General features: G+C 37.4%; 24 protein-coding genes and 4 pseudogenes. 3 read left to right on the top strand and 25 right to left on the bottom strand.

Going from position 1 to position 23,118, the window contains the following annotated elements; translation table 11 throughout:
- Positions 1-114 precede the first annotated feature (114 nt).
- Positions 115-786, top strand: a complete 672-nt coding sequence (locus QFZ87_RS10460; RefSeq protein ID WP_309860752.1) for an SIMPL domain-containing protein — start codon at positions 115-117, stop codon at positions 784-786.
- 42 nt (positions 787-828) lie between these two features.
- Here QFZ87_RS10460 and QFZ87_RS10455 read toward each other — a convergent pair whose 3' ends face one another.
- The 17 genes from QFZ87_RS10455 to QFZ87_RS10375 all read right to left on the bottom strand — a co-directional run bounded on the left by QFZ87_RS10455 (position 829) and on the right by QFZ87_RS10375 (position 13,718).
- Positions 829-1,338, bottom strand: coding sequence for a TlpA family protein disulfide reductase (locus tag QFZ87_RS10455; protein ID WP_309860749.1), 510 nt, complete (start codon positions 1,336-1,338; stop codon positions 829-831).
- Between the two features lie 24 nt (positions 1,339-1,362).
- Positions 1,363-1,494: a CcmD family protein gene (locus QFZ87_RS10450; protein WP_309860746.1), complete on the bottom strand. Its 132-nt coding sequence runs from the start codon at positions 1,492-1,494 to the stop codon at positions 1,363-1,365.
- A gap of 12 nt (positions 1,495-1,506) precedes the next feature.
- On the bottom strand, positions 1,507-2,271 hold the full coding sequence (locus tag QFZ87_RS10445) for a cytochrome c biogenesis protein (protein ID WP_396133911.1): 765 nt from the start codon (positions 2,269-2,271) through the stop codon (positions 1,507-1,509).
- Positions 2,272-2,952 (bottom strand): heme exporter protein CcmB, encoded by a 681-nt coding sequence (locus tag QFZ87_RS10440; protein ID WP_308083224.1) that lies wholly within the window; start codon positions 2,950-2,952, stop codon positions 2,272-2,274.
- Positions 2,949-3,653: a heme ABC exporter ATP-binding protein CcmA gene (ccmA, locus tag QFZ87_RS10435; protein ID WP_309860741.1), complete on the bottom strand. Its 705-nt coding sequence runs from the start codon at positions 3,651-3,653 to the stop codon at positions 2,949-2,951. Before ccmA ends, QFZ87_RS10440 begins: the two co-directional genes overlap by 4 nt.
- Positions 3,654-3,677: 24 nt before the next feature.
- On the bottom strand, positions 3,678-4,673 hold the full coding sequence (locus tag QFZ87_RS10430) for a hypothetical protein (RefSeq protein WP_309860738.1): 996 nt from the start codon (positions 4,671-4,673) through the stop codon (positions 3,678-3,680).
- Complete coding sequence (locus tag QFZ87_RS10425) at positions 4,670-5,044, bottom strand: hypothetical protein (RefSeq protein WP_309860735.1); 375 nt, start codon at positions 5,042-5,044, stop codon at positions 4,670-4,672. The genes QFZ87_RS10430 and QFZ87_RS10425 overlap by 4 nt, the downstream gene beginning before the upstream one ends.
- Before the next feature lie 12 nt (positions 5,045-5,056).
- Positions 5,057-5,563: a cytochrome c-type biogenesis protein gene (locus QFZ87_RS10420; RefSeq protein WP_309860733.1), complete on the bottom strand. Its 507-nt coding sequence runs from the start codon at positions 5,561-5,563 to the stop codon at positions 5,057-5,059.
- A gap of 1 nt (position 5,564) precedes the next feature.
- On the bottom strand, positions 5,565-7,547 hold the full coding sequence (locus tag QFZ87_RS10415) for a heme lyase CcmF/NrfE family subunit (RefSeq protein WP_309860731.1): 1,983 nt from the start codon (positions 7,545-7,547) through the stop codon (positions 5,565-5,567).
- A gap of 25 nt (positions 7,548-7,572) precedes the next feature.
- On the bottom strand, positions 7,573-8,025 hold the full coding sequence (locus QFZ87_RS10410; protein ID WP_309860729.1) for a cytochrome c maturation protein CcmE: 453 nt from the start codon (positions 8,023-8,025) through the stop codon (positions 7,573-7,575).
- Positions 8,026-8,039: 14 nt separating this feature from the next.
- Entirely contained in the window at positions 8,040-9,086 is a 1,047-nt protein-coding gene (locus tag QFZ87_RS10405) for a hypothetical protein (protein ID WP_309860724.1), read from the bottom strand.
- A gap of 397 nt (positions 9,087-9,483) precedes the next feature.
- Entirely contained in the window at positions 9,484-10,137 is a 654-nt protein-coding gene (locus QFZ87_RS10400; RefSeq protein WP_309860721.1) for a c-type cytochrome, read from the bottom strand.
- 10 nt (positions 10,138-10,147) lie between these two features.
- Positions 10,148-10,594 (bottom strand): PCYCGC motif-containing (lipo)protein, encoded by a 447-nt coding sequence (locus QFZ87_RS10395; RefSeq protein WP_396133910.1) that lies wholly within the window; start codon positions 10,592-10,594, stop codon positions 10,148-10,150.
- A 159-nt stretch (positions 10,595-10,753) separates the two neighbouring features.
- Positions 10,754-11,251, bottom strand: coding sequence for a DUF6803 family protein (locus QFZ87_RS10390; RefSeq protein ID WP_309860718.1), 498 nt, complete (start codon positions 11,249-11,251; stop codon positions 10,754-10,756).
- Positions 11,252-11,551: 300 nt separating this feature from the next.
- Positions 11,552-12,109, bottom strand: a complete 558-nt coding sequence (gene efp, locus QFZ87_RS10385) for an elongation factor P (RefSeq protein ID WP_309860715.1) — start codon at positions 12,107-12,109, stop codon at positions 11,552-11,554.
- Positions 12,110-12,130: 21 nt separating this feature from the next.
- Positions 12,131-13,192, bottom strand: coding sequence for a M24 family metallopeptidase (locus QFZ87_RS10380; protein WP_309860712.1), 1,062 nt, complete (start codon positions 13,190-13,192; stop codon positions 12,131-12,133).
- A gap of 76 nt (positions 13,193-13,268) precedes the next feature.
- Positions 13,269-13,718, bottom strand: a complete 450-nt coding sequence (locus tag QFZ87_RS10375; RefSeq protein ID WP_309860709.1) for a YqhR family membrane protein — start codon at positions 13,716-13,718, stop codon at positions 13,269-13,271.
- Between the two features lie 333 nt (positions 13,719-14,051).
- Here QFZ87_RS10375 and QFZ87_RS10370 point away from each other — a divergent pair, with 333 nt between their 5' ends.
- Complete coding sequence (locus QFZ87_RS10370) at positions 14,052-14,996, top strand: DUF1385 domain-containing protein (protein WP_308083210.1); 945 nt, start codon at positions 14,052-14,054, stop codon at positions 14,994-14,996.
- 58 nt (positions 14,997-15,054) lie between these two features.
- Positions 15,055-15,447 carry an SA1362 family protein gene (locus QFZ87_RS10365; protein WP_309860705.1) on the top strand — a complete coding sequence of 131 codons (393 nt, stop codon included), beginning with the start codon at positions 15,055-15,057 and terminating at the stop codon, positions 15,445-15,447.
- 30 nt (positions 15,448-15,477) lie between these two features.
- On the opposite strand, the gene QFZ87_RS10360 is transcribed toward QFZ87_RS10365, so the two are convergent.
- From QFZ87_RS10360 to QFZ87_RS10325, 8 genes and pseudogenes are all read right to left on the bottom strand, one after another.
- Complete coding sequence (locus tag QFZ87_RS10360; RefSeq protein ID WP_309867764.1) at positions 15,478-16,362, bottom strand: patatin-like phospholipase family protein; 885 nt, start codon at positions 16,360-16,362, stop codon at positions 15,478-15,480.
- Positions 16,363-16,448: 86 nt separating this feature from the next.
- Positions 16,449-17,474, bottom strand: coding sequence for a spore photoproduct lyase (gene splB / locus QFZ87_RS10355; RefSeq protein WP_309860702.1), 1,026 nt, complete (start codon positions 17,472-17,474; stop codon positions 16,449-16,451).
- Between the two features lie 328 nt (positions 17,475-17,802).
- A complete protein-coding gene (locus QFZ87_RS10350) occupies positions 17,803-18,252 on the bottom strand; it encodes a C40 family peptidase (RefSeq protein WP_309860699.1) in 450 nt (149 codons plus the stop codon).
- Positions 18,253-18,418: 166 nt separating this feature from the next.
- Positions 18,419-19,021, bottom strand: a pseudogene (locus QFZ87_RS10345) (hypothetical protein); the annotation flags it as partial.
- 291 nt (positions 19,022-19,312) lie between these two features.
- Positions 19,313-19,828, bottom strand: a pseudogene (locus QFZ87_RS10340) (vitamin B12-dependent ribonucleotide reductase); the annotation flags it as partial.
- A 254-nt stretch (positions 19,829-20,082) separates the two neighbouring features.
- Positions 20,083-20,700, bottom strand: a pseudogene (locus QFZ87_RS10335) (vitamin B12-dependent ribonucleotide reductase); the annotation flags it as partial.
- A 433-nt stretch (positions 20,701-21,133) separates the two neighbouring features.
- Positions 21,134-22,006 carry an LAGLIDADG family homing endonuclease gene (locus QFZ87_RS10330; RefSeq protein ID WP_309860696.1) on the bottom strand — a complete coding sequence of 291 codons (873 nt, stop codon included), beginning with the start codon at positions 22,004-22,006 and terminating at the stop codon, positions 21,134-21,136.
- A 222-nt stretch (positions 22,007-22,228) separates the two neighbouring features.
- A pseudogene (locus QFZ87_RS10325) lies at positions 22,229-23,017 on the bottom strand (ribonucleotide reductase N-terminal alpha domain-containing protein); the annotation flags it as partial.
- Between the last annotated feature and the right edge of the window lie 101 nt (positions 23,018-23,118).

The following is a 23,118-nucleotide window of genomic DNA, read 5'->3' as shown; positions in this document are numbered from 1 at the left end:
TTACTAGGTTTACTAGAAAAGGTTGAATCACAAGGATTACCCTACTAAATAGGAACATTTCAGAAGAGGAAGGAGTATTTTATAGGAAAGCGTAATGTTGAGGAGGAAATTAATGTGTATCATTATCAGCAGCCTAACCGGGGTGGAGGCCATCATAGAGGGCAGCATTTAATAAAAGTTACTGGGGAGGGAGAAATGGCGGTCCAGCCCGACTTAGCTTCTGTTAACTTAGGCGTTATTACGGAAGGCAAGGAACTAATACCAGCACAGCAGCAAAATGCCATTCAAAGTACAAAGGTCATTCAATCTTTAGTGGAACTTGGAATTCCCCAAACACATATACAAACATTTGATTACCGAATAGAATCTGATTACGACTATGAACAAGGGAAACAAATTTTTAGAGGATATAAGGTAACTCATATTTTACAGGTGAAAATAGAAGATTTAACCATGATAGGAAAGGTGGTAGACAACGCTGTACAAAATGGGGTTAATTATGTATCAAACATTCAATTTACAGTAAATAATAAAGATCCTTATTATCAACGCGCCTTAGTTATGGCAGTAAACAATGCGATTGGGAAAGCAAAGACAATTGCCGACTCGATTAACGTTACATTAATACCCACCCCTAGTTTAATCGTGGAAGGCAGCAGTCCAATTCACCCTTATTCTTATCAGCCGGAAACAATGGTGAAAGCTATGAGCACCACTCCTTTGGAACCTGGACAAATAAAAATAAAAGCAAACATATCAGCAGAGTTTCACTATCGAACTATATAAAAAAAGAGGTTGACACCATCATATGATGGGTCAATCCTCTCTTTACTTATTATATTTCTTTGCCCAATTATACAATTGCATTTCTGTAACGGGTCCATTAAAGTGTTCTCTGATTACTCCTTGTTTATCAATAACAAACGTCTCAGGCTGCCCAGTTACATTATATAATTTTGATACCTTAGCATTATAATCAAATAGGTAATTCATTCCTGCTTTATTGTTTTCTGTTACTTTCTTAATCTTATCCTGTGTCTCTCCACGATTAATCATAAGAAGATTATATTGATCACCATAATCTTTTTGGAAAGCTTCTAACTCTGGGAATTCGTCTTTACAAGGAGCACACCAGCTGGCAAAATAATTCAAAATAACTACCTCACCCTTATAATCCGCTAGCTTGGTATTGCTGCCATTTAGGTTTGGAAGTTCAAAATTATAAGCCTTATCGCCTACATCGGTGTGTTTCCCTTTTGTTACCAGACTATAAGCAAAGAAAGCAAACATCCCAATAATTAGAATCATGACGAGCAATTTGATGACTCGTTTGTTCATCTTATTTCCTCCTGCTCCCCTTACTTATTTTTCTAGTTGTTTTAAGAACTCTATTTCCTTCTTCAGCTTCGTATGTCTTTTACCCACAATAAGCATATACGCAAAAATTACACCCCATGCTACGGAATAGGCACCCAACATATATTCATAGTTCATTTTAGATTCCTCCTAGTTTTCTAATTGTTCTCTTAATTTTTCTTTATAACGTTCTACTTTAATTTTCATATTTTCAAAGGAAACACCTTTATGAAGAAGGTAGGCATAAAAAATAGTGAAAGCAGTAATTGTGATAAGTAACGCTACAAGCATACTATCCTCAATTCCGCCACCTTTTTGGGAAGGTCCCTCACCAAAAACAATTGGGTGAAATTTCGTTTGCCACCAGCGAATAGCAAAGAATACGATCGGAACATCGGCGAACCCTATGATTCCAAATACAGATGCTAGTCGTGCTTTTTTATCCCACACTCCATCCATTTGTCGAATCATAATGTAGGCAATATAGATAAAAAATAGGATTAAAGTTGTAATTAATCTTGGTTCCCATACCCACCAAGTGTTCCAGGCTGATCTTGCCCAAATAGGTCCTGTTGTCAAAACAATAATGGTGAAAACAACACCAATCTCTGCAGAAACATAAGCGTAAGTATCAAAAATTCTTTTCCGCTTGATTAAAAACAAAATACTGAACACGAATGTCACAAAAAACGCCATAAAAGCTAGCCACGCTGAACTTACATGAAAATAAAAGATTTTTTGCGCTGCATGCATGGTTGTTTCTTCTGCTGCAAAAATAAAAATAAAATATAGGGAAACTAACATGGAGATCACTGTGCCGACAAACAAAATACGGGATACATTAAGTTTTTTAGTATCAGCCAACTGAGTCTCAGGAAGTATCGCTTTCTCTCGTTCGAGATTCATACTCATCATTTAAACCTCCAGAACATAATCGATTAATAATATACAAATCACAAAGAATATCACATCATACGCGGTAACCAATTGGATCCACGCTAAGGCACTTGAAAACTTCTCCATATTCGTTAAGATAATTCGAGTTGCTTGAACCACACCAATTAATATCGGAGTGGTAATCGGGAATAAAAGTAACGGCAGCAGCATTTCACTGCTTTTTGAATTGGCAGAAAGCGCAGCCAAGAATGTGCCGATTGCTATAAATCCGAAGCTTCCTAGGAAAACTACTAAAATGAAATATGGAATACTTCCAAAGAATTTAAAATCAAATAATAAAAATAGAAACGGAATCGAAACTAGTTCAACCACAAGGATCATGATAAAATTTGCAAGAAACTTTCCTAAATAAATACTTGCTGCCTCCATCGGTGCAACAAATAATCCTTGAATCGTATCATTTCGCTGTTCCGAGATAAAGGACCGGTTAAGGCCTAAAATACCGGCAAATACGATTATGACCCAAACCACCCCAGGGATGACAGCCTTTGTTGTATTATTAGCAGGATCAAAGGCAAAGCTGAAAACGACAATCACAAGTCCAGCGAAAATGATTTGTGTTACTAGAATTTGCTTTGTTTTTAATTCCGAATACAAATCTTTTTTTGCTAGTAAGAGGGCTGTTCGAAATAAGTTCATGAGACCCCCTCCACTTGAAGCTCGTATTTTTCGGAAACGTACCCTAAATTATGATTTTCCATTTTAAAGTCATCGACGATTTTTCCATTTTTCACAATTATAATCCGATCGCAAATCTCGGCTGCCTGTTTAAAATCATGCGTAACCATTAATGTAGTCGCACCTCTATCCTTCATAGAAAGGATTACATTATTAAGAATTGTTATAGCACCTTGATCTAACCCTGTGTGTGGTTCATCTAACAGGAGAACTTCTGGATCATGAACAATGGCTCGTGCAATGGCAATCCTTTGTATCATGCCGCGGGAAAAGTTCTTAACCGGCTCATTCAGAAAGAAGGATAACCCTACTTCTTTAACCAGTTGAATGGCTTTCTCCTCCACATTCTTAACTCCGTAAATATTCCCAAAGAAAACTAAATTTTCAAGTGGAGAATAATGATCGTATAGCAGACTGGAATGGGGTAAATAACCCAATACTTTTTTTATCTCGATATGGTCCTTTTTGAGGTCTAAACCATTTATTTTAACCAATCCAGATGTTGGTTTTATTAATGTTGCCAACACCTTTAAAAGCGTACTTTTACCAGCACCGTTAGGTCCTAGTATGGCAACTGTTTCTCCTTTTTTTATCGAGAGGTCTATCCCACGTAAGATCAGTTTATTGTCAGCTTGCTTCGTTAGCTTCTTTATGTCAATCAATTGCGGTCCCTCCCATTCCAGTTGCTATTCAACATAGTTACGTAAATTTAATTTCACTTGGACTAGATGCTGTTTATAAGCAGCAAGCTTTGCGTGATAGTCGTTCTCTGATAGCTTTCCATCACCAAAGGTTTCTTCTAACTCGATAATCTTATCTAGAATAGCCTTTTGCTTAGCCATTAGCTGCTTAAAGGCTTTTTCTTCTTTATCAGCACCTAGTCTTTCTTCTTCTAATCTCGCTTTTCTTCTAAAATAAGCATAGTAAGAAATGCCCGCAATCAAAATAGCACCAATAATAATTAGAAAGACGTGTGGATTAAACCGATGTAATGGCGATTGTGCCCACATCCTTAAATGACCTGGATTATGAAAAGCAGGTGCAGTGTGTGTGACTGAACTATTGTTTGCATTTTCACTTGCATTTTGACTCTTAGCCGTTGTATCTGATGGAGGCTGAACATCTTTGTTGTACACCATTGTGAACGTTTGGTTTGCTTTAATTCCTTCTATGCTATAGCCAAAATAATTTTGGTCATCAAATTTGAAGAGCCCTTGGCTTGTTGCCTCTATACCCTTTACTTCAATACTTCCCATACCTTCTGGCACAAGAATCTGCATCATTTGGACTGAATAATCTGCTGTTAGATTGATTTCTTCTCCCTTTGGCATTCTATAGCTATATGGAAGGACCATTGTTTGATTTGCTGGAACCGGTGTGGTTGTAATAAAGCCTTTATCAACCTCTTTAAAAGCAATCTTATTATCTAGAAAATTTAGATCTTTGGCTCCTTTTGGAATGGAGACACTTAATACTGCCTCACCTTGCCCATTCCCTTTATATTCCTCACCTGAAGTATTAGAATAGTTCACCATATTCATCATATTGGTTGATCCATCTTCAGCTGGACTGACCACAATATAATGCATATCAACGGTAATATTTGAATCAGATGCCGCCAAACCGTGGAACGGTAGTAGCAGCATCAGTCCAAGGAAGAAGACGGTGATTTTCTTGATCACTTTCCTTCCCCCTTTTTATTTTTATAGCTTTGCATTTGTTCCTCGATTTCTTTTTCCACTTCTGCCATTAAATCAGCGTCAACACTTTTATCAATCAATTGTTCTTCTTCCTTCATGATACTTGCAACTTCTGTTTCGTATTGTCGCTTTAAAACCTTATAATCCGTGTGCGATATTTTATCCATCTTGTATTCAAATTCTATCTCGTTAAGAGTGGTCAAGAGAGCTTCTTTGGTAGTCGCTATATCCTGAGTTTTTGTGCTAGTAGTTATATACGCATCCCACTTAAATAATGGTGACAATATTAAAAATAGACAAGTCAGCGCTATAGTGGCTGTAAAAATCATCGAGATGATTGAAATATCCTGCATTTTGTTCACATCCTAAAGATACTTTTTGCGTTCTTCATCGATCATGGAAGAAAGGATTTCTCCTTCAACTTCATCCTTTGTGTCCTCGTATTCAGAGACAGCCTCTTCAGTTCCTCTTTTTTTCACCCATTTACGAATGATCATAAATACTGCGATTGCTGCTGCTCCTAACACAACAAAGGGTAGAACCCAAGCTGTTAAACTAAATCCGCTTTTTTCCGGCGACGTCAAGATCTCTTCACCGTAAATATTGACATAATATTCACGGATTTTATCTTTATCCCAGCCCTTGTTCATCATCTCTACTAAATCTTTTTTAAAATCGGTAGTGAGACTGCACGTATTGGGGTCACATTCATAATGATCCTGCCCACAGCCACATGTACAGGCAAATTGCTGGGCAACTGCTTTAAATTCTGCAGATTTATAGTCAATTTGTTTTGCCGCTTCCACTCGGATGAATGAACCTTGGAAGATAAACGCAAGTATGAGGAGCCCTATATAAAGTTTGTTTCTCATATTAAGACACCTCTCTTCGTACTCCTGTGTATCTTGGAGTGACATTTTGATATTTTCCATTCCAAATGGCGAAAAGTGCACCAATAACAATCATAAAGGAACCAAACCATAACCAGTTCATCATTGGGTTTACTTTTACAACAAATGTAGCCTTTCCATCATCTTCCCATGCACTAAGGACGATATATAAATCTTCCTTAACCGATGAAATAATAGCTACCTCAGAAGATGGCTGCTCCCAGTTACCATAAAATACTTTTTCCGGCTGGAATGTGCCAAGCTTCTTACCATTCCTAAACACGGTAACGTCTGCATAGACAATATCGTTAATTCCTTCTTTTTTCTGGTCAAGGCGATCATAGTTAATGCGATAGTCCTTTAACTCAATAGACTGACCTAGTGCTACTGTTTTCATTGTCTCTAAGTCATAGTTTTGTGAACCGATAATCCCCATCGTAATGAACGCGATGCCAAGGTGAACAATATATCCTCCATAGCGGCGGCGATTACGTATCATTAATCTATAAAGTGCAACAAGAGGTGCTTCTTTCGTCATCTTCCGTCTAGCTTTCACACCTCTATAAAACTCTAAGTAATGAGTAACTAGTAATAGAATAATAACCCCATATCCAATGACAGCCCATGCCTTTTGGATCCCTAAAACAACCATTAAGATCATACCAACAACAGCTAGTATGGATGGAATTAAGAAGTTTTTCCTAAGGTTTTTTACAGTAGAACGCTGCCAAGCAAGCATTGGGCAAACCGCCATAACAAACATCATGGATAATAGTATTGGTGCCTCTACTTTATTAAAGAATGGTAGGCCTACTGTCACCTTTGTTCCGCGAACTGCTTCTGATACTAATGGGAAAATGGTTCCCCAGAATACTGCAAATGCTGCACCAACAAGTAAAAGATTGTTAACTAGGAAACTACTTTCTTTTGAAACAAAAGAATTAAATTCACCTGCACTACGTTTTAACAAGTTATAACGACTCATTAACACATATAGGGCTAGAATAACGGCAATCCCCATGAAGATTAAAAAGTATAATCCTAGGTTTGAATTGGCAAATGCATGAACAGATGTTAGGACACCACTTCGAACTAGGAATGTACCAAATAGTGTTAGTGCATAAGAAACAATGATTAAGCTGATATTCCATATTTTCAGCATGTTTTTTCGTTCTTGAATCATCACGGAATGAAGGAAGGCAGTGGCCGTTAACCATGGCATAAAGGAGGCATTTTCTACTGGATCCCATGCCCAGTAACCACCCCATCCAAGCTCAACATACGCCCATTGTCCTCCAAAAATATTCCCAAGACTTAAAAATAACCAGGCAATAATCGTCCAACGTCTTGTCATCTTAATCCAAAAATCATCAACATTCTTTAAAATCAATGCTGCCATTGCAAAAGCGAATGGGATAGCAAGACCAACATACCCAAGATAAAGCGTAACTGGATGAATAATCATCCCAGGGTTCTGAAGCATTGGATTTAAGCCCTTACCTTCAATCGGAACTTCATTTAATAATACGAATGGTTTTGCTACAAAACCTAGGATAAAGAAGAAGAATACCGCATTTGCCATGAGAATGGCTGAAATATAGGGTACCATCGGATTTCCTCTCATTTTCCTTGAAAAGACAATCATCACTGTGTAGAGTGTTAAGAAAAATGTCCATAGTAATAATGAACCAGCATTACCTGCCCATAAGGCAGTTAGCTTGTAAATAATCGGAAGCTCACTACTTGTATAATCGTGAACATATTCATACTGGAATTGTGATGATGCTAAAAGGTAGAACAAGGAGAGCATTGCTAGTGATGAACAAACAAGTAATGCAATCACTCCACCTTTACCACTATTTATGAATCTTTGATTTTTTGTACTAATCCCCAATGTTAGAATGAGGAGTGTATAAATGGCAATGGCTAAACCTATATAAATTGTTGCATTAGCAAATAAATACATTTCGTCACCTTCTTACGTTAGCCTGTTATTTTTCTTTCGGAGGTTGATTTAACTTTTCTTTATGTGATTCAGGATCATAATCTTTCATATCTTTTCCTTCGTATTTAGAAGGACATCTTGTTTTTACTGTTTCTGCTTCAAAAGTGTCTTTTTTTGTTGGAGCTCCCTGAAGAATAGTTATCACACCTTCAGAAAAGTTATCTGGTTTAGGTCCGTTATGAATCACATGCATAACATTACCTTCATTGTCTTTTACATCAAACTTAAGTTCAATTTTGTCTGGATTCCACATAATGGTTTCTTCCATTAATAGCCCTTCTACCGTTACAAAATCATCTTTATGTTGATTCTGGGTAGCCAGCAGTTCCTTCAGCGTTAATTCGACTCCACTTGACCCAGGTGTTGCAGCCATAAGCAAGAAAACGATGGCAGCAGCGATAACAAAGCCGCCAAGCATAACAATCGTATTTTTCTTCATTCACTCTCACCTCATTAGATAAGTTTTTTCATTTCTTCTTCGTACATTTCTTGGTCTATCTTTCCGGTTAAAAGCTTTTTACGCAGTTCTTTCTTTTCTTCAGCATTTGTTGACTTATCTTCTTTTTTGATAGACGTTTTCTTCGGTTGTTGTTTAGTATGTTTTGAACTCTTAGCTGCTTTGGACGATTGTGTATGTCCCTTTAACCCCAAGAAAACAAAGAGACCAGCAATAATGATTGCAATCCCAATGATTGATGCTCCTCCAGCTCCAATGATTGGACGTGTTGGATTTTTAGACCCTCCACTTTTCACTTGGTCTGTCGCCGTCACACCATTATGGTTTTCATCATTTGGGGGCTGTTGTTTGTTAATCGCCTCCATGGTAGATTCTGTCCCATCTTTCTTATATGAGAAGGAATACTTCAAATTATCTCCGGCTTTTACATTTTTATATTGGTAGTAATAGAGTTCCTCACCATATTCACTTTTTGAATTGTTATCTGCTTTCGGCTCAAGTTGGATATCCTTCGCATTCATCGGAGCATAAAAGATGACATCTAATAGTTCAATATCAGCATTATGAATTAGTTCATATGTAAAACTTTTTTTGTCTTTCACTTCAACGGATTTGGTATAGTATTCGATGACAAATTTGTATGTTTCGTTATTTTTTATTGCTTTGGCTGGTTTCCAAGAAATAATTCCTTTTTCTTTATCCACATCATAAGGCCGCTGTACTTCCGGCTTATTTTCTTCTGGAAATTCTGCAACTAGATAGGCCTCAAATCCTTTTTCCATTGCTGGTACTGGAATTTCTATTTTTCCGTCATAATCTTGGCCGCTACTATTTGTAATTGTTCCGTACTGGCCTACTAATAAGGATGGGATATCTCTTGACCATCCCTCAGGGTAATCAAATTCAGGCATTACTTGAATTTGCATTTCTTTAAATGGGAACTTCTCCGCTTGAAATGTCATTTCCGCACTTGCCTTTGGGATCATGTAACTAGATACAAATAATACAATAACGAAAAATGCCAATAATTTTTTCTTAAGCATATTTATCCTCCTTGAGTGGAATTCTTATCATGATGTAGCACTAATTTCCACTATAGTCCTCTTTGAAATAAATATAATCGTTATCAGCCCCTCGTTGTTGAACCACTTTTGTACATTTTGTTAAAGGGTTAAAATCGTTGCGATTTCGTCAAAAAACCACCACAAAATGTTCACATTTATTAGATTCCTAAAAATTTAGATTGGTAGACTAAAATTTCTAGTCCCTATTTCACAGATAAACTCTCTATTGAGTACTATAAACCTAATCCTTTTTTACTATCAGGTTGAAAAATGAACATTTTGTTAAACCTTGTTATTTTTACTAATTTATCGCGGATATTCTCATTTTTAAAAAAGTAAAACCCTGGATCCAGTCGGATTCAGGGTTTTACTTTTCTTATTTCTTTTCAAGGGACCGAATATATGTCACGATATCCGTAATGTCCTCTTTTTTAAGCTGACGAGCCCCTTCAAGTCCCTTTAATGAGGGACCCATACGTGTTTCCTCTCTGCCGTAAGCCGTGCTAATCCAAATTTGCTTATCACTTGTATACTTTAAATACTGTGGATTAGCTAATGCTGTTCCCATTTTTAATTTTCCAGCACCCGCTTCACCGTGGCAATTAAGACAATATAAATTATATTGTGCTTTTCCATGTTCTATGTCCCCTGCAATGGTTTTAGGAACATCAAACTTCATTTCTTCTGTTTGCCAATCTCTCATAAAAGCAACTAGATTAGTTAACTCTTTTTCTGACAATCTTGGTCCATATGCAGGCATGCCTGTACCTTCGCGACCGTATTTAACATAATTATACAAATCTTCATCAGAAACCGAACTTAAGAATTTCTGACTGTTAATGGCTGTCCCCGCGTTTGCCCCTTCCCCTTTACCGGTTTCTCCATGACAAACAAGACAGTTTTTTTTATACAGTTTTTCACCCGCCACAACAGCTTTGGAGCTATTTCCTTCAAACAAGTGACTATTATTTATGCAGACAATAATTCCAATAATAATCAAAATATAACTTCCGATTAATATCTTTTTCATGGGTTACTCCTTAATTTGGCTCAGGTGTTGGAGTTGGTTCCCCAAAGTCTTTATATTTTTCTGTAATCAACTGATAAATCTTCTTAGGACTTTTACCGTCAAGATGCATTTCAATCGCCTCCCGGGCGATATCTATACAGACGTCTCACGATATACTCATGGAGTCCCATTCTTTTACAGCATTATCTGAACCCATTTCATCAATATAACAATCTAGATTACTTTTATGACCATCTTGGGCAAAACATCCGCAATAACATGGTACCTGTGCTATTACCTCCGGATACGTTGCAGCCAAAACATATGTCTCTTGAATCTTTTCTGAAGAATTCAATACATAATCAGGTAATGGTTTATGCTTTTTATCGAGGGTAACGTCTTCCATTTTTGAACTACAACCCGCTGCTACGATCGCAATTAAAATGAAGAGGAACAAAAAAGATGTGATTCGTTTCATAATCAGTTCACCCCTTCCATGAATATATTTACTAGTTTATTTTAGCAAAAACTAATTTGCCTAACGGTTGTAAATTCTTACTATTTAGTGAAGTTTTTATGATAGTAAAAGTAAAAATAATATATTCAAATGGTAGAGAGGCTCCTCTTTGATAACAGACTACATGTTCATCATGTCATGCCCGGAATTGCTGCTTGAACCAATAGAGGGATCAACCATCCCGAAAATCATCGCTACGTGTGCAACAACAAGGAACATGCCCACAAAAAACGAATGGATTTTCAGCTTTTGTTCATCTGTTCTATTTTTGTAAATGATTCCCATATCAAGGAGTGCCATACCTAGTAATGGAACGATTCCTAAAAGGTAAAAGGTAACCGCAACTACATCGATCCAGCCCTTCCATTCACCATTAATTGTTAATGGGATATAGGCTGTCTTCATTAAGTAAAGGAAAATTCCTGTGAAATATAAACCTGCAAATATACTAACTACCTTATTTACTTTTTTTAAGGTACCACCTAAATTTCTTGTAAATAGTATACCGAGTTCTGTGATGGCTATAGTTTCAGCACATATAACCGGAATGGCCATAAAAATAATTAAATTCCACGGCTGATTGTCTGCTAATAACCCCATATAATGCGTCATGTTCATGTTCATCTTCTCCTTTATTTTGTCTACACCATTAATGTAAAAAATAAATGTGCAGAAACTTAGCAGAAACTATGGAGAAATTGTTAAAAGAAAAGCGCAAGCGCCTTGTTCAGCCCCGACAGGCAAATGTTCTTCTGCAAGAAAAGTCGCTCTTTGACTTTTATTGCAGAAGGTTATTTGACCCGAGGGGCTAGGCGCTGGAGCTGGACAATTCTCGAAGTCGAATTTAATACTTACTTTAAATATAAAAAAAAGCCTTAATCCGATATTTCGGACTAAGGCTTACGAATTTTACGTATATTATGCTCTTGAAACATAAGATGCTTCAGTTGTATTGATAATTAATTTATCCCCTTGGTTAATAAAGAATGGAACTTGAACGCTTAGTCCTGTTTCAAGGATAGCAGGCTTTGTTCCGCCTGAAGCAGTGTCACCTTTAATTCCTGGTTCAGTTTCAGTAACTTCTAAAACAACTGTGTTTGGCAATTCCACGCCAAGTGTTTCATGACCAAACATCATGATGTGAACTTCCATGTTTTCTTTTAAGAACTTCAATTCATACTCAATGTTGCTAGCAGGTAGTTCCACTTGTTCGTAGGATTCCATATCCATAAATACGTGTTGGTCACCGCTAGCATAAAGGTATTGCATTTTGCGATTATCGATTTGTGCTTTTTCTACTTTCTCACCAGCACGGAATGTTTTTTCTTGAATTGCTCCATTACGAAGGTTACGTAGTTTAGAACGGACAAAAGCCGCACCTTTCCCTGGCTTTACGTGTTGGAAATCAATAACTCTCCATAGACCGTTATCCACTTCAATTGTTAATCCTGTTTTAAAATCGTTAACAGAAATCATGTAAGTTCCTCCTAAAATTCATTACAATATAATTAGTTCTTTTGTAGAATGAGTAAGTGCCTCATTGTGAGTAGCAGTAATCAATGTATCGTCCTCAATCCGAACACCGCCAAGGCCTGGGATATAAATTCCCGGTTCACAGGTAACAACCATGCCTGGTTCTAAAATAATATCTGATTTCGTTGAAAGACCAGGGCCTTCATGTACCTCAAGACCTATACCGTGCCCAGTTGAATGCCCAAAATATTCCCCATAACCTTTTTCTGTTATGTAGTATCTTGTAAGTGCATCTGCTTGCTTACCCGTCATTCCAGGCTTAATTCCAGCCATACCTCGAGCCTGTGCTTCAAAAACAATTTCATAAATTTCTTTTAGCTTTGCATCAGGTTCTCCAACAGCAACGGTCCTAGTTATATCAGAAACATATCCATTGTAATACGCACCATAGTCTAGTGTAACAACATCTCCCGCCTCAATCACTTTGTTGCTAGCAACACCATGTGGAAGCGCTGAACGATGTCCGGAAGCAACAATCGTATCAAAAGATGATGAAGTTGCACCAGCTCTTCTCATAAAGAACTCTAGTTCATTCGATACCTCTAATTCAGTTTTTCCAGGACGAATGAAGTCTAAAATATGTTTAAAAGCCGCATCAGCAATATCTGCTGCTACCTTTAATATCTTAATCTCTGCATCAGTCTTAATCAAGCGTAACTTTTCAATTACACCAGAAATCGGGACAAGTTCAGCTTTGATTTCTTTCTCATATAATTTAAAGGAAGAGTAAGTTAGAAAATCCTCTTCAAATCCAAGCTTTTGAATACCTAAGTTCTTTGCTTGCTGTGCGACTTCCTCTGGAATGGATCCAGAAAATTTAATAATCTCGAAACCTTCGCATTGCTTAGAAGCCTGCTCGGTATAGCGGAAATCTGTAATAAACATAGCTTTATCCGCACTAATTAAAACCACACCAGCTGAGCCTGTAAAATTTGATATGTAGCGGCGATTAAATGGGCTGGTTATTACTAACCCATCAATACCATGTGTTGAAAAATAAGATCTTAGTTTTTCTATTTTTTCCATTACTCTCCACTCCTCCTTTTGTTCAATGAGGACAAAAATATTTTATCACAACCTACCAAATCCGACTAATCGAAACTTACGTTGTGGCCTCTTTCTCTTGTACTTTACTAAGTTCATACTCATAATTGATGGAATATCCAATAAAAATCCCATATATGCTGAATAAACATACTGAAGTAATAATCGTGTCCCTGCTTAATTCAAAAAGTGGTTTAATACTTGGAATTAATGGATTAAGAACAAAAAATATCAATAAGAATAAAACAATCCCGTAACCCCATCCAAACCATATACCTTTAACTTTTCTCAGGGTAAAATAATAAACATATGCAACAATGACTGATAACACACCCATGAGAAAAATAGAAATAACAGTTCCTAGCCATCCTTTTTTCCAATCTCCCAATGTCCAAGGTTCCAGTATGGCATTAGGGGCTACATCTGTAAAATTAAAAAAATAGCTAATATAACCAATTGTACCCCAAAAAATTCCTCCAAATAAACCTGTCCAAAAAAACCAGTGCAACAAAAGACATGGGTTTTGGATAATCTGACTTCTTTAATTCTTTAACCATTGTGTCATAACCCCCGAACAGTTTTTTGTTAATTGGAACTGAATTCTCATCAAATAACTCACTTCTTCATATTCCTTTATAAATAGGAAAGCTGAAATTCCTTCATTATTATGTCCTTTAGAATTCCAATCCTTGCATGAAAATAATTTTTTACAGATTTTAAATGTAAAAATTATGTCATTCCTAGAGGTTTTTTCATTTTTCTAGTAGAATACATTTAAGTACAAACAGATTTATCTTTTTCTGCTATTGTGCAACTTTGTTATAGGTTGGTGTTAATAACCATGTCTAAATCTCAAAAACCGGTTTATGGCGGCCAAGCGGTCGTGGAAGGCGTAATGTTTGGCGGTAAACATCATTATGTTACCGCAATTCGCAGGAAAGATCGTTCTGTAGAATATTTTCATTTACCTCGTAAGGAAAACCCTTACCTAACAAGCTTAAAAAAGATTCCATTTATTCGTGGAATTATCGCAATTATTGAAGCAAGTGCAAATGGGTCAAAGCACTTAAACTTTTCCACAGAGAGATTTGATGTCGATCCAAAGGATGACGAGACCATAAAGGAAAAAGAAGTTTCAAAGTTATCTATGTATCTTGGGGTAGCGGTTATTGGGGTCCTCTCATTCTTATTTGGAAAATTTGCTTTTACATTAATTCCTGTATTTTTAGCTGTACTAACCAAGCCAATTTTTCCATCCGATTTTGCCCAAGTCCTTGTAGAAGGGTTCTTTAAGCTATTGCTGCTACTTTGTTATATATATTTCGTTTCCCTTACACCTCTTATCAAGAGGGTGTTTCAATATCATGGTGCAGAGCATAAAGTAATTAATACCTTCGAAGCAGGTGTTGAGTTAACGGTTGAAAATGTTCAGGCACATTCCCGCCTTCACTACCGATGTGGCAGTAGTTTCATCTTATTTACAGTCATTGTTGGTGTATTTGTCTACATGCTGGTACCTACAACACCACTTTGGTTAAGGGTCGTGGATCGTCTTCTTTTGATACCTGTTGTATTAGGTATTGCTTTTGAAGTCTTACAAATTACTAACAAACTAAGAGATATTCCTGTTTTAAAGTACTTAGGCCTTCCAGGTCTTTGGCTACAACTTTTAACGACTAAAGAACCAAACGATGACCAAGTGGAAGTTGCGATTCTTTCCTTTAAAGAATTATTAAAAAGAGAAAAAGAATCTGAATATGATATGAAAAGTGAGGAAATTGTCTAAATCTTTTATTCTACAGTGTTTAAAAGAGGAAAAAAATGCTTAAGATGCTCTTAGGGAGGTGGCTTTCTTGAAAAATCGGACATCATTTTTTGTCATTGGTGGACTTGTCATTCTAGCTCTGGTTGGCCTATTCGGTTCATTTACAGCTAACCCTGCCGGTTTCATTCAGAGAATTGCTATCATCGCATTGATCGGTTTAGCTATTTATTTTCTTGTTCGTAAATTTTCAATTTCGAGCCCTCAGAAAAAAGAGCAGCGGGCATTTCTTAAAGCAGCGAAAAAATCAAAAAAACGATTACAGCAAAAGAGCGGAGACGCTACTCTGAAAAGCTCTTCTCTTGGGACGTTAACAACATTAAAGAAAAGCAACAAGACAAAAAAGAAATCTCCTGCTCATTTAACCGTCATCGACGGCAAAAAGGGGAAAAAGAAAAATCGAGCGTCCTTTTAGACACTCGATTTTTTCTTTATTATTAAAAGATTAATAACACCATTTATCCAAAAATGTTTTAGCCTGCTCTCTGCCCATATCAAATAATTTCCGCTTCTTTTCTTCCGTAAGATGAAATTCAGTTGATAATACACCTTCAGCAGGAATAAAAATAATATTCTTCACATGTTTTTTAGAAATATATCTTGAATCATGCGCATCCTTCATTGTTTCAAATAGTGCGCCAAATAATTGAATTCCGTTTTTGATTGAATGCTTCTCATGCTCATACTCACTAGCACTTAACTTAATACCAAGTACTGGCCTTACCTTTTGCACATTTTCCCGGTCAAAAAGCCACATAGGAAAATTACTTAATACTCCCCCATCCACTAAGATGTTGACACCATCCATTGAACGCAACCGAACTGGTTCAAAAAAATAAGGAATACTGCAACTCATTCTAATTGCTTTTGCGATGGAAAAAGAACCTGGTGATATTCCATATTTTTGTAAATCATTAGGTAGAACAACCATCTGTCCATTTGAAAGATCTGAAGCAATTACCCTTAAAGTATCCGGGGGCAAATCTGAAAAGGTCCTTAGTCCTTTTGCTTCAAGCTTCTCTTTTAGCCATTTTTCAAGTTCATTACCTTTATACAACCCCAGCTTCCAATAAACTAACAGCCATTTTGCAAACGGAAATGGAATAATTAATTTTCGCGCATCGAGTAATTGAGTAAGATCGAGTTCATCAAGTAAATGATATATTTCTTTACTCGTATAACCTGCAGCAACGAATGCTGCAACGATGGAGCCTGCGCTCGTACCAGCTACTCTTACAAATTGCAGTCCTCTACTTTCAATTTCTTCGTAAGCGCCAATTAGAGCAAACCCTTTTATGCCCCCTCCAGAAAAAACGCCGTCTATTTTCATGGCAGCCACTCCTAAAGATGAACTCATTGTTACATCTTTAAGCGCAAACATGGAGAAATAGTACGGCGGACAAGAACAAAATTTTTTTAGGTGAAATATTGGACTTCTGCGTTAGGAAAAAAATCTGCTACATACTGACGTATGGTGCTTTCCAAATCTTTTGCAGCCTCATCAGGATAAACGTATTTTCCAATCCCATAACGCCCCCACTTATATTTTCGCTTCCCCTCATCCATTTCGAGTTTAGTTTTGGGATATCGTTTGGCTATTACGTTTTTGGCGGGTTTCGTATATCTGTGCTGAATGAGTTCAAATGTAAGATTAGGAATTTCTAGTCCTGCTAACTCATCACTTAATCTTTCGAATAATTCACGATATCCTTCTTTCCAATCCTCATGCATGTAAATTGGGGCTACAATAAACCCTAAGGGATAACCAGCGTTAGCAACCTTTCTAGCTGCTTTCAGTCGATCTTCAAACGAGGATGTTCCTGGTTCAAAGTTTTTTATGACATAGCGTGAATTTACGCTAAACCGAAACCGAGTTCTTCCATTGTGTTTCGCGTCTAAAAGGTGATCCACGTGATGAAACTTGGTCACAAAGCGTAGTTCTCCGAACTCTGTTTGTCCAATAAATTCAATGGTTTTCTTAAGAGAATGTGTTAAGTGATCTATGCCAACAATATCCGATGTACAGGCTGCTTCAAATCGGGTAATTTCAGGCTTTCTTTCTTCCATATACTTCTCTGCCTGTGCAAAAATTTCATCTAAATTAACATATGTTCGAATATATGGTTTACTGCCAAGTGTTGTTTGTAGGTAACAGTAGTGGCAATGTCCCATACAGCCTGTAGCCAATGGAATGGCATACTCTGCAGAAGGTTTCGATGTATCAAATTTTAATGTTCTTCTGATTCCAACCACCAGTGTAGATTTTGCATTTCGATATTGCTGTAATTCATTGTCTCCAGGTATTCCTCTAACCTGATTATGTGAAGTGGTTTCTCTTATCTCTAGTCCCATTTTTGTAAATTTTTCTTTTAGCTCCCTACCAAGTGGGTATTCTAATGCTTTCGGTTCAATGTAGACCAACTGTGGTATAAAAGGCTCCATTTGTCTCCCTCTTTTCTAAGGTGTTTTTATAGTAGTATTAGCTATAGAAGAGAAGTTAAAGAAAAGTGAGCCGGAACAATTATTTCCATTCTCCATAAAGAACAAAAGGCGGAAGCGCCTCGTTCAGCCCCGACAGGCTAATGTTCTTCGGCGGGAAAAGTCCGCCTTTTGACTTTTCTTGCCGAAGGTTATTTGACCCGAGGGGCTAGGCACTGGAGCTAGATTCAGACAACTAGTTTAGTTATCAACACTCGGACCTTTTTATAATTTCCTAAAAAATGAAAAAAGAGTACCGACTTATGCCGATACTCTTGGGAAATTATTTTCTTTAAATACGCTTGGCACCGATATATTTCGGGTTCCAATAGGTATTATTTGTATAGGTAACAATAACACCCTTTGATGATGAAGCCATAATCATTTTCCCTGCACCAATATACATGGCTACATGAGTCGGTCTACTTGCTTTTGTTGGTGCATAGAACAATAAATCTCCAGGCTGTAAGTAACTTACACGATATCCCTTTGTGTAAAACATATCCGCTGCCGTTCTTGGCAGAACTTTACCAGCCTTTGAGTAAGAATACTTCACTAAACCGGAACAGTCGAAACCGCTCGGAGTGATTCCACCCCATCTATATGGAACACCAAGGTTTGCCTTGGCTACTGAAATTGCTTTTGTATGATAGTATGCCGCTTCTGCTTTATCACCCGTAGTAGCAAACACTGAGCTAAGTCCAATTGTAATCGCAAGAACAGAGATTAGTTTTTTTAGCATAATGTTATCCTCCTTGGAGTGATGTATTTGATAATCACACTATACAAGGAAATGATAACAACGTCTTAACAGCAATATTACGATTCGGTTACAAAGTTATTCTAATATAATTTATCGCATTGGAAGAGGATGGAAATTTCACTTTCCATCCTCTTGAAATACTATTTTATAATCCACATTTTAATTGAGCATTACAGTTTGTACATGTATTACAGCCGCCGATTTCTTTTACTTTTCCTTTTCGGCAAACTGGGCACGTGTTGCCAACCTCAGAACCAATTGTTACGTCTGTTGAACGCAGGTCACTAATAGTGTCAACAAGAACAACATGCTGCTTTGGCTTTTCATCAAACATCGATAACTGCTCATTGGTATTTTCTTCTGCTTTAAGGGTTAGTACTTGAGAATCGCGGGAACCATCTACATAAACAGTTCCACCTTTAGCACCGCCGCTATATAATCGTTCGTATACTTTTTCTACTTGTTCTACACTATAGCCTTTAGGTGCATTAACGGTTTTACTGATGGAGCTATCGATCCAGCGTTGGATGACGCATTGGACATCAGCATGTGCCTCTGGTGCTAATTCCATTGCTGTTATGAACCATTTTGGAAGATTGTTCGCATCGGCTTCAGGATGCTGTTCCAAATATTCTTGAACAATATCAGCATTTACTTCGATAAACTTCCCAAGACGTCCACTACGGAAATAAGAGAATGAGAAATAAGGTTCTAATCCTGTGGAGACACCAACCATTGTTCCAGTACTCATTTTTGTTACTCTCTATAAGGTATAGAGGGTGGGATTATTAGTACCCACTCATTACATCGCTGTAATGATCAGACTATATCATCAACCATAGTAAATGGTTGCTCAGCATGTAGTCGTTGAGGGGTCAGCCACGACTTCCCTGCGGATTGTCTGGTAGGCAATTAGCAACACTCTTACATTTTTACCTATTTGTTGTTGGCAAGACAAGGTAGTAAGAGATACGCCAGGGTTTCCCGCAAATAGCTAAGTTTACGCAGCGATCTTACGAACACTGGGGGCAATAACTTTACCCGTAGGAGCAACGGTTAGCAAATGTGAATTTCTTATTCCTTTTTCTAAAATTGCTTGGCGAACGTCTTCAGGCATTTTTTTCATGAATCCTGTATTAATAAATGCCTGTCTCAATCTATTGGTTTCTTCTGTTGTTTCACCCTTTAAGAACGGGAAACTTCCCTTCTCTGTTGCTAGTTCAACTGATGTTCTATACGCAGTTGTAGCGATAGTTTCAAATACTTTATCAACTAATAAATTACCTTCTGGCGAACCATACTCGGTTTCACAATAGATTAATAAATCGTGTAAGCCCATCACTCCTAGACCGACACGGCGCTCACCTAGAGCCTGCTTTTTGTTTTCTTCTAGGAAGTATGGTGTTGCATTAATTACGTTATCCTGCATCCGTACTCCTACGGCAACAGTTTTCTTTAACTTTTCAAAATCAACTGTTTTGGTATCCTTATCTGCCATCTCAGCAAGATTTACTGCAGCAAGGTTACACACAGAAAATGGTGCAAGTGGTTGTTCCAGTTTGTTATCCTAAAGGCTTTTTATCCTCTAGTTCTAACGGTTGATTTCCCGTTAGGTCAGCATAACTTTTCATTACATTTTAGTTGTAATGTTGCGGCCTCGTGGATGGATTATATTCTGCAGTACAGGTTCACCATCTATGCGTTGCCCCTGACTAGATTATTACATCTAGCCTTTGGTTCGGATTAGCATCTCAGCCTTCCCGCTTCATTCCGCAATTTTTAACGTGAGGCAAACTAAGCCACTTTACCACACGGATTTGTTGCAACAACTTGTTGACCATATGCTTTGGCATTTGTCATGTCGTTGGCATTATCGATAAAGAAAATTCCAGGTTCTGCAGAGTAAGTTGCACAAATGTTAATGAGGTTCCAGAGTTCTTTTGCTTTAATTTTTTTGTACACACGAACTTTGTGACCCTTTCTTTCCCACTCGCGCACGTCACCGACTTTATGCCATTCTTCATTGTAAATTTTCATTTCATCTTGATCGTAGTGTTCAACATATGGAAAACGAAGTTCATATTCACTATCATTTTCGACAGCTTCCATAAATTCTTTTGTTAGACATACGGAAATATTCGCACCAGTCAAGAACTCTGAGTTATGGACAGTATAATTACCGCCAGTAACTAATTTTTCTTCTGCATCAGCAATGATTTTCTCATCAAAGCCACCATAGCCTGGTATGTTTTTATAATTTACTATACCTTGATACATAGCTGTTTCCTGCAGGGTAAGCGGTGTGAACTTAAGCTTATCGCTAGCGTGTTTCTTGATTGTTTCGTCATTTGTATTTTCAATTAAGAATCGTAGAATTCTAGGGTTCTGCATCTTAGAAATAATAAATTCAATAATGTCTGGATGCCACGTACATACCGTCCCTTTCAGGATATTTATTCTGCTTAATGCAGACGGCCTAGACTATATCATCACCCACAGCATTATGCTGTTAGGGGCCGGGCGCTTATGAGAGATTATTGTTGGGACTCACTCTCTAGTCGTTGAACCTTCGCCATAACCTTTGCCCTATGACGCTTGGCTGCAGATTGTCCAATACTTGTAATTTTTAAAGCATTCACGCTCACCATTGCTAGTCACGTTGTAGCTTACAAGTCTCTAAGAAGTTCCCTGCAATTCACCCGATTTTCTAATCATTCATTTTCTGAATGACGCGGACTAGTGCATCTCAATTAATCCGCCAACATTATCATTTGCGCTCCACGCTTTTTTGTTACACTCAAATTATTTTAAGTGGCTAGGTCATTTCTGCCTAGCTCTCATGCTTTCACATGAGAGCAGACTATATCATCAAAGAAGAGAATTTAATAAATTTACGATTTAATTTGATATCTCCATATTTGTATAGATGTTTCCCAAGTAGAGCAAGTTCTTTTGTACTACTTATATATAAGTCTGAGCAACCTTGTTTAGGTGTTATTGAATTAACATTTTTCGCAAATCCTATGGATTTTAAAAATATTAATATTTCTTTTAGCATATCAGGATTCCCTGTAAAGCCCATCCTAGCCTTTTGATAGCCATTTCTTTGATATACTCTAATATGACCATCTGCATCAAAAAATCCTCTTAAAAAGGCCCACTGAAGCTCCGCTTTATTAAAGTTAATCCATTTTTCTATGCCAGTTTTTCTTGGACCAACACCTAAAGCAATTAGGTCATTACACATTTTTGTGGAACTAATGGTTAATGAGTATTTATTTTGTTCATTGGGAGCATTTCTCTTTCTGAACTTTATAGCCCCAACCATTTTCAATTCTCTACCAATATCATATAGAAGATCCTTATCTTCTTCTGCTAGTGTTAGAACCAATCTTTTTGATTTTTTACGGTCAACTATGGTTCCATCACCTGTAATATACCCTAATATATAAGCCTGATTAGGGTTCTGGATTGTTTCAAAATAGTTTTCATCATATTGATGAATTTTATTTTTAAGCTTTCCAGCCTCTCCAGGTGTTCTTGGCTTGAAAAAATTGAGTTCATTGTTCCACCTTTTTATTGTTCCCCGACTTATATTTAGTTTTTTCGCTATTTCTACTTGGCTATATCCCTCTTCATGAAGATTAATAATCGTTTTAATTACTTCTTCTTTGTCTCGTGCCCCATAAGGACGTCTCCGTACATTACGGTTTACTCCTCCCATTTCTTCCATCTAATTCACACCTTTACTTAAATTGTTCATTGTAAGAATTAGGGAGTTTCAATAGTCGTTGAACGTTCATCTCCGTTTCCAGAGATGCTTCGCTGCTGATTGCCCAATCCTTATCATTTTCACACCATCACGCTCACCGTCGCCAGTCACGTTGTGGTTGATAAAGCTCTAAGGGTGTTCCAGCAATTCACGAGATTTTTATCCCGCCGTTGGAGTTAATTAACGGGACCCGCCTTGTTCTACCAAGTGCGTCAATTTTGCAATATCATCTAACCACGAGACAGAACCGGATGATTTTCCATTTACACCTCTTGCAAGTGTATTCCGCGGTCTTAAAGTCGATCCATTCGTCCCAACACCACCGCCGCGACTCATAATCTCCATTACCTGTTTACGGTGGTCAGAGATCCCTTCTCGTGAGTCTGGTACAAACGGCATTACGTAGCAATTAAAAAATGTTACATCTGTATTTGCACCAGCACCATACAGCACACGACCTGCAGGGATAAAATTCATTGAGACAAGCTCTTGATAGAACTTTTCATACCATTCTTGTTGCTTTTCATCCGTTTCTTCAACCGAGGCTAGACCAGTTGCATTTCGTTTCGCAATTTGCTCGTAAAATAGCTCTAGTGGCTTTTCAATCACGTCTAAAGAACGGACAATTACCCCTGTACTAGCTTCTTGTGGATCATCTAGCACTCCTCTAAATTCCTCATCGACTAAAACTTTTGCTTTTTTATTTTCCCAATCAATCTCCTGGATGTACCCAAGACCTCGTGCTGGAAATTTTGGATCCTCTTTTATGGTGAGAACAACAAAGTCGCCGTTTGTGAGAGTAATTTTCTCTGTGTCTTTAAAGGTGTAGCGGTCCAACATAACCAAACGCGAAACACCCTTGTGAGTTATTTTCATATCTGGGGTTACTGGGTGTACCTGGGGAAAAAGGTGGATATCCTCATTCAACCTTTCAAAATCAATATTCATTTTTTGTCTAAAAACTACAGACATGAGAACAACTCCTTCAAATAAAATCTACCTATTGTGTCTAATCTAGATTGCTTTTGCTATATCTAGTTGTCTTATATAAATAAGGTATCACAGCTCTGCCG

Source organism: Bacillus sp. SLBN-46, from assembly GCF_031453555.1.
In the GTDB taxonomy this organism is placed as follows: Bacteria; Bacillota; Bacilli; order Bacillales; family Cytobacillaceae; genus Neobacillus.
This window is presented reverse-complemented; position numbering and strand designations above follow the sequence as displayed.

Bases quoted from the DNA above. Each gene is read 5' to 3' on its own strand.
- splB (WP_309860702.1), bottom strand. From the start codon at position 17,474: ATGGAGCCTTTTATACCACAGTTGGTCTACATTGAACCGAAAGCATTA.
- QFZ87_RS10330 (WP_309860696.1), bottom strand. From the start codon at position 22,006: ATGGAAGAAATGGGAGGAGTAAACCGTAATGTACGGAGACGTCCTTAT.
- QFZ87_RS10420 (WP_309860733.1), bottom strand. From the start codon at position 5,563: ATGAGAAACAAACTTTATATAGGGCTCCTCATACTTGCGTTTATCTTC.
- QFZ87_RS10450 (WP_309860746.1), bottom strand. From the start codon at position 1,494: ATGAACTATGAATATATGTTGGGTGCCTATTCCGTAGCATGGGGTGTA.
- QFZ87_RS10360 (WP_309867764.1), bottom strand. From the start codon at position 16,362: ATGAAAATAGACGGCGTTTTTTCTGGAGGGGGCATAAAAGGGTTTGCT.
- QFZ87_RS10455 (WP_309860749.1), bottom strand. From the start codon at position 1,338: ATGAACAAACGAGTCATCAAATTGCTCGTCATGATTCTAATTATTGGG.
- QFZ87_RS10425 (WP_309860735.1), bottom strand. From the start codon at position 5,044: ATGCAGGATATTTCAATCATCTCGATGATTTTTACAGCCACTATAGCG.
- QFZ87_RS10410 (WP_309860729.1), bottom strand. From the start codon at position 8,025: ATGAAGAAAAATACGATTGTTATGCTTGGCGGCTTTGTTATCGCTGCT.
- QFZ87_RS10440 (WP_308083224.1), bottom strand. From the start codon at position 2,952: ATGAACTTATTTCGAACAGCCCTCTTACTAGCAAAAAAAGATTTGTAT.
- QFZ87_RS10350 (WP_309860699.1), bottom strand. From the start codon at position 18,252: ATGCTAAAAAAACTAATCTCTGTTCTTGCGATTACAATTGGACTTAGC.
- QFZ87_RS10445 (WP_396133911.1), bottom strand. From the start codon at position 2,271: ATGATGAGTATGAATCTCGAACGAGAGAAAGCGATACTTCCTGAGACT.
- efp (WP_309860715.1), bottom strand. From the start codon at position 12,109: ATGATTTCTGTTAACGATTTTAAAACAGGATTAACAATTGAAGTGGAT.
- QFZ87_RS10380 (WP_309860712.1), bottom strand. From the start codon at position 13,192: ATGGAAAAAATAGAAAAACTAAGATCTTATTTTTCAACACATGGTATT.
- QFZ87_RS10390 (WP_309860718.1), bottom strand. From the start codon at position 11,251: ATGAACATGACGCATTATATGGGGTTATTAGCAGACAATCAGCCGTGG.
- QFZ87_RS10400 (WP_309860721.1), bottom strand. From the start codon at position 10,137: ATGAAAAAGATATTAATCGGAAGTTATATTTTGATTATTATTGGAATT.
- QFZ87_RS10370 (WP_308083210.1), top strand. From the start codon at position 14,052: ATGTCTAAATCTCAAAAACCGGTTTATGGCGGCCAAGCGGTCGTGGAA.
- QFZ87_RS10405 (WP_309860724.1), bottom strand. From the start codon at position 9,086: ATGCTTAAGAAAAAATTATTGGCATTTTTCGTTATTGTATTATTTGTA.
- QFZ87_RS10415 (WP_309860731.1), bottom strand. From the start codon at position 7,547: ATGTATTTATTTGCTAATGCAACAATTTATATAGGTTTAGCCATTGCC.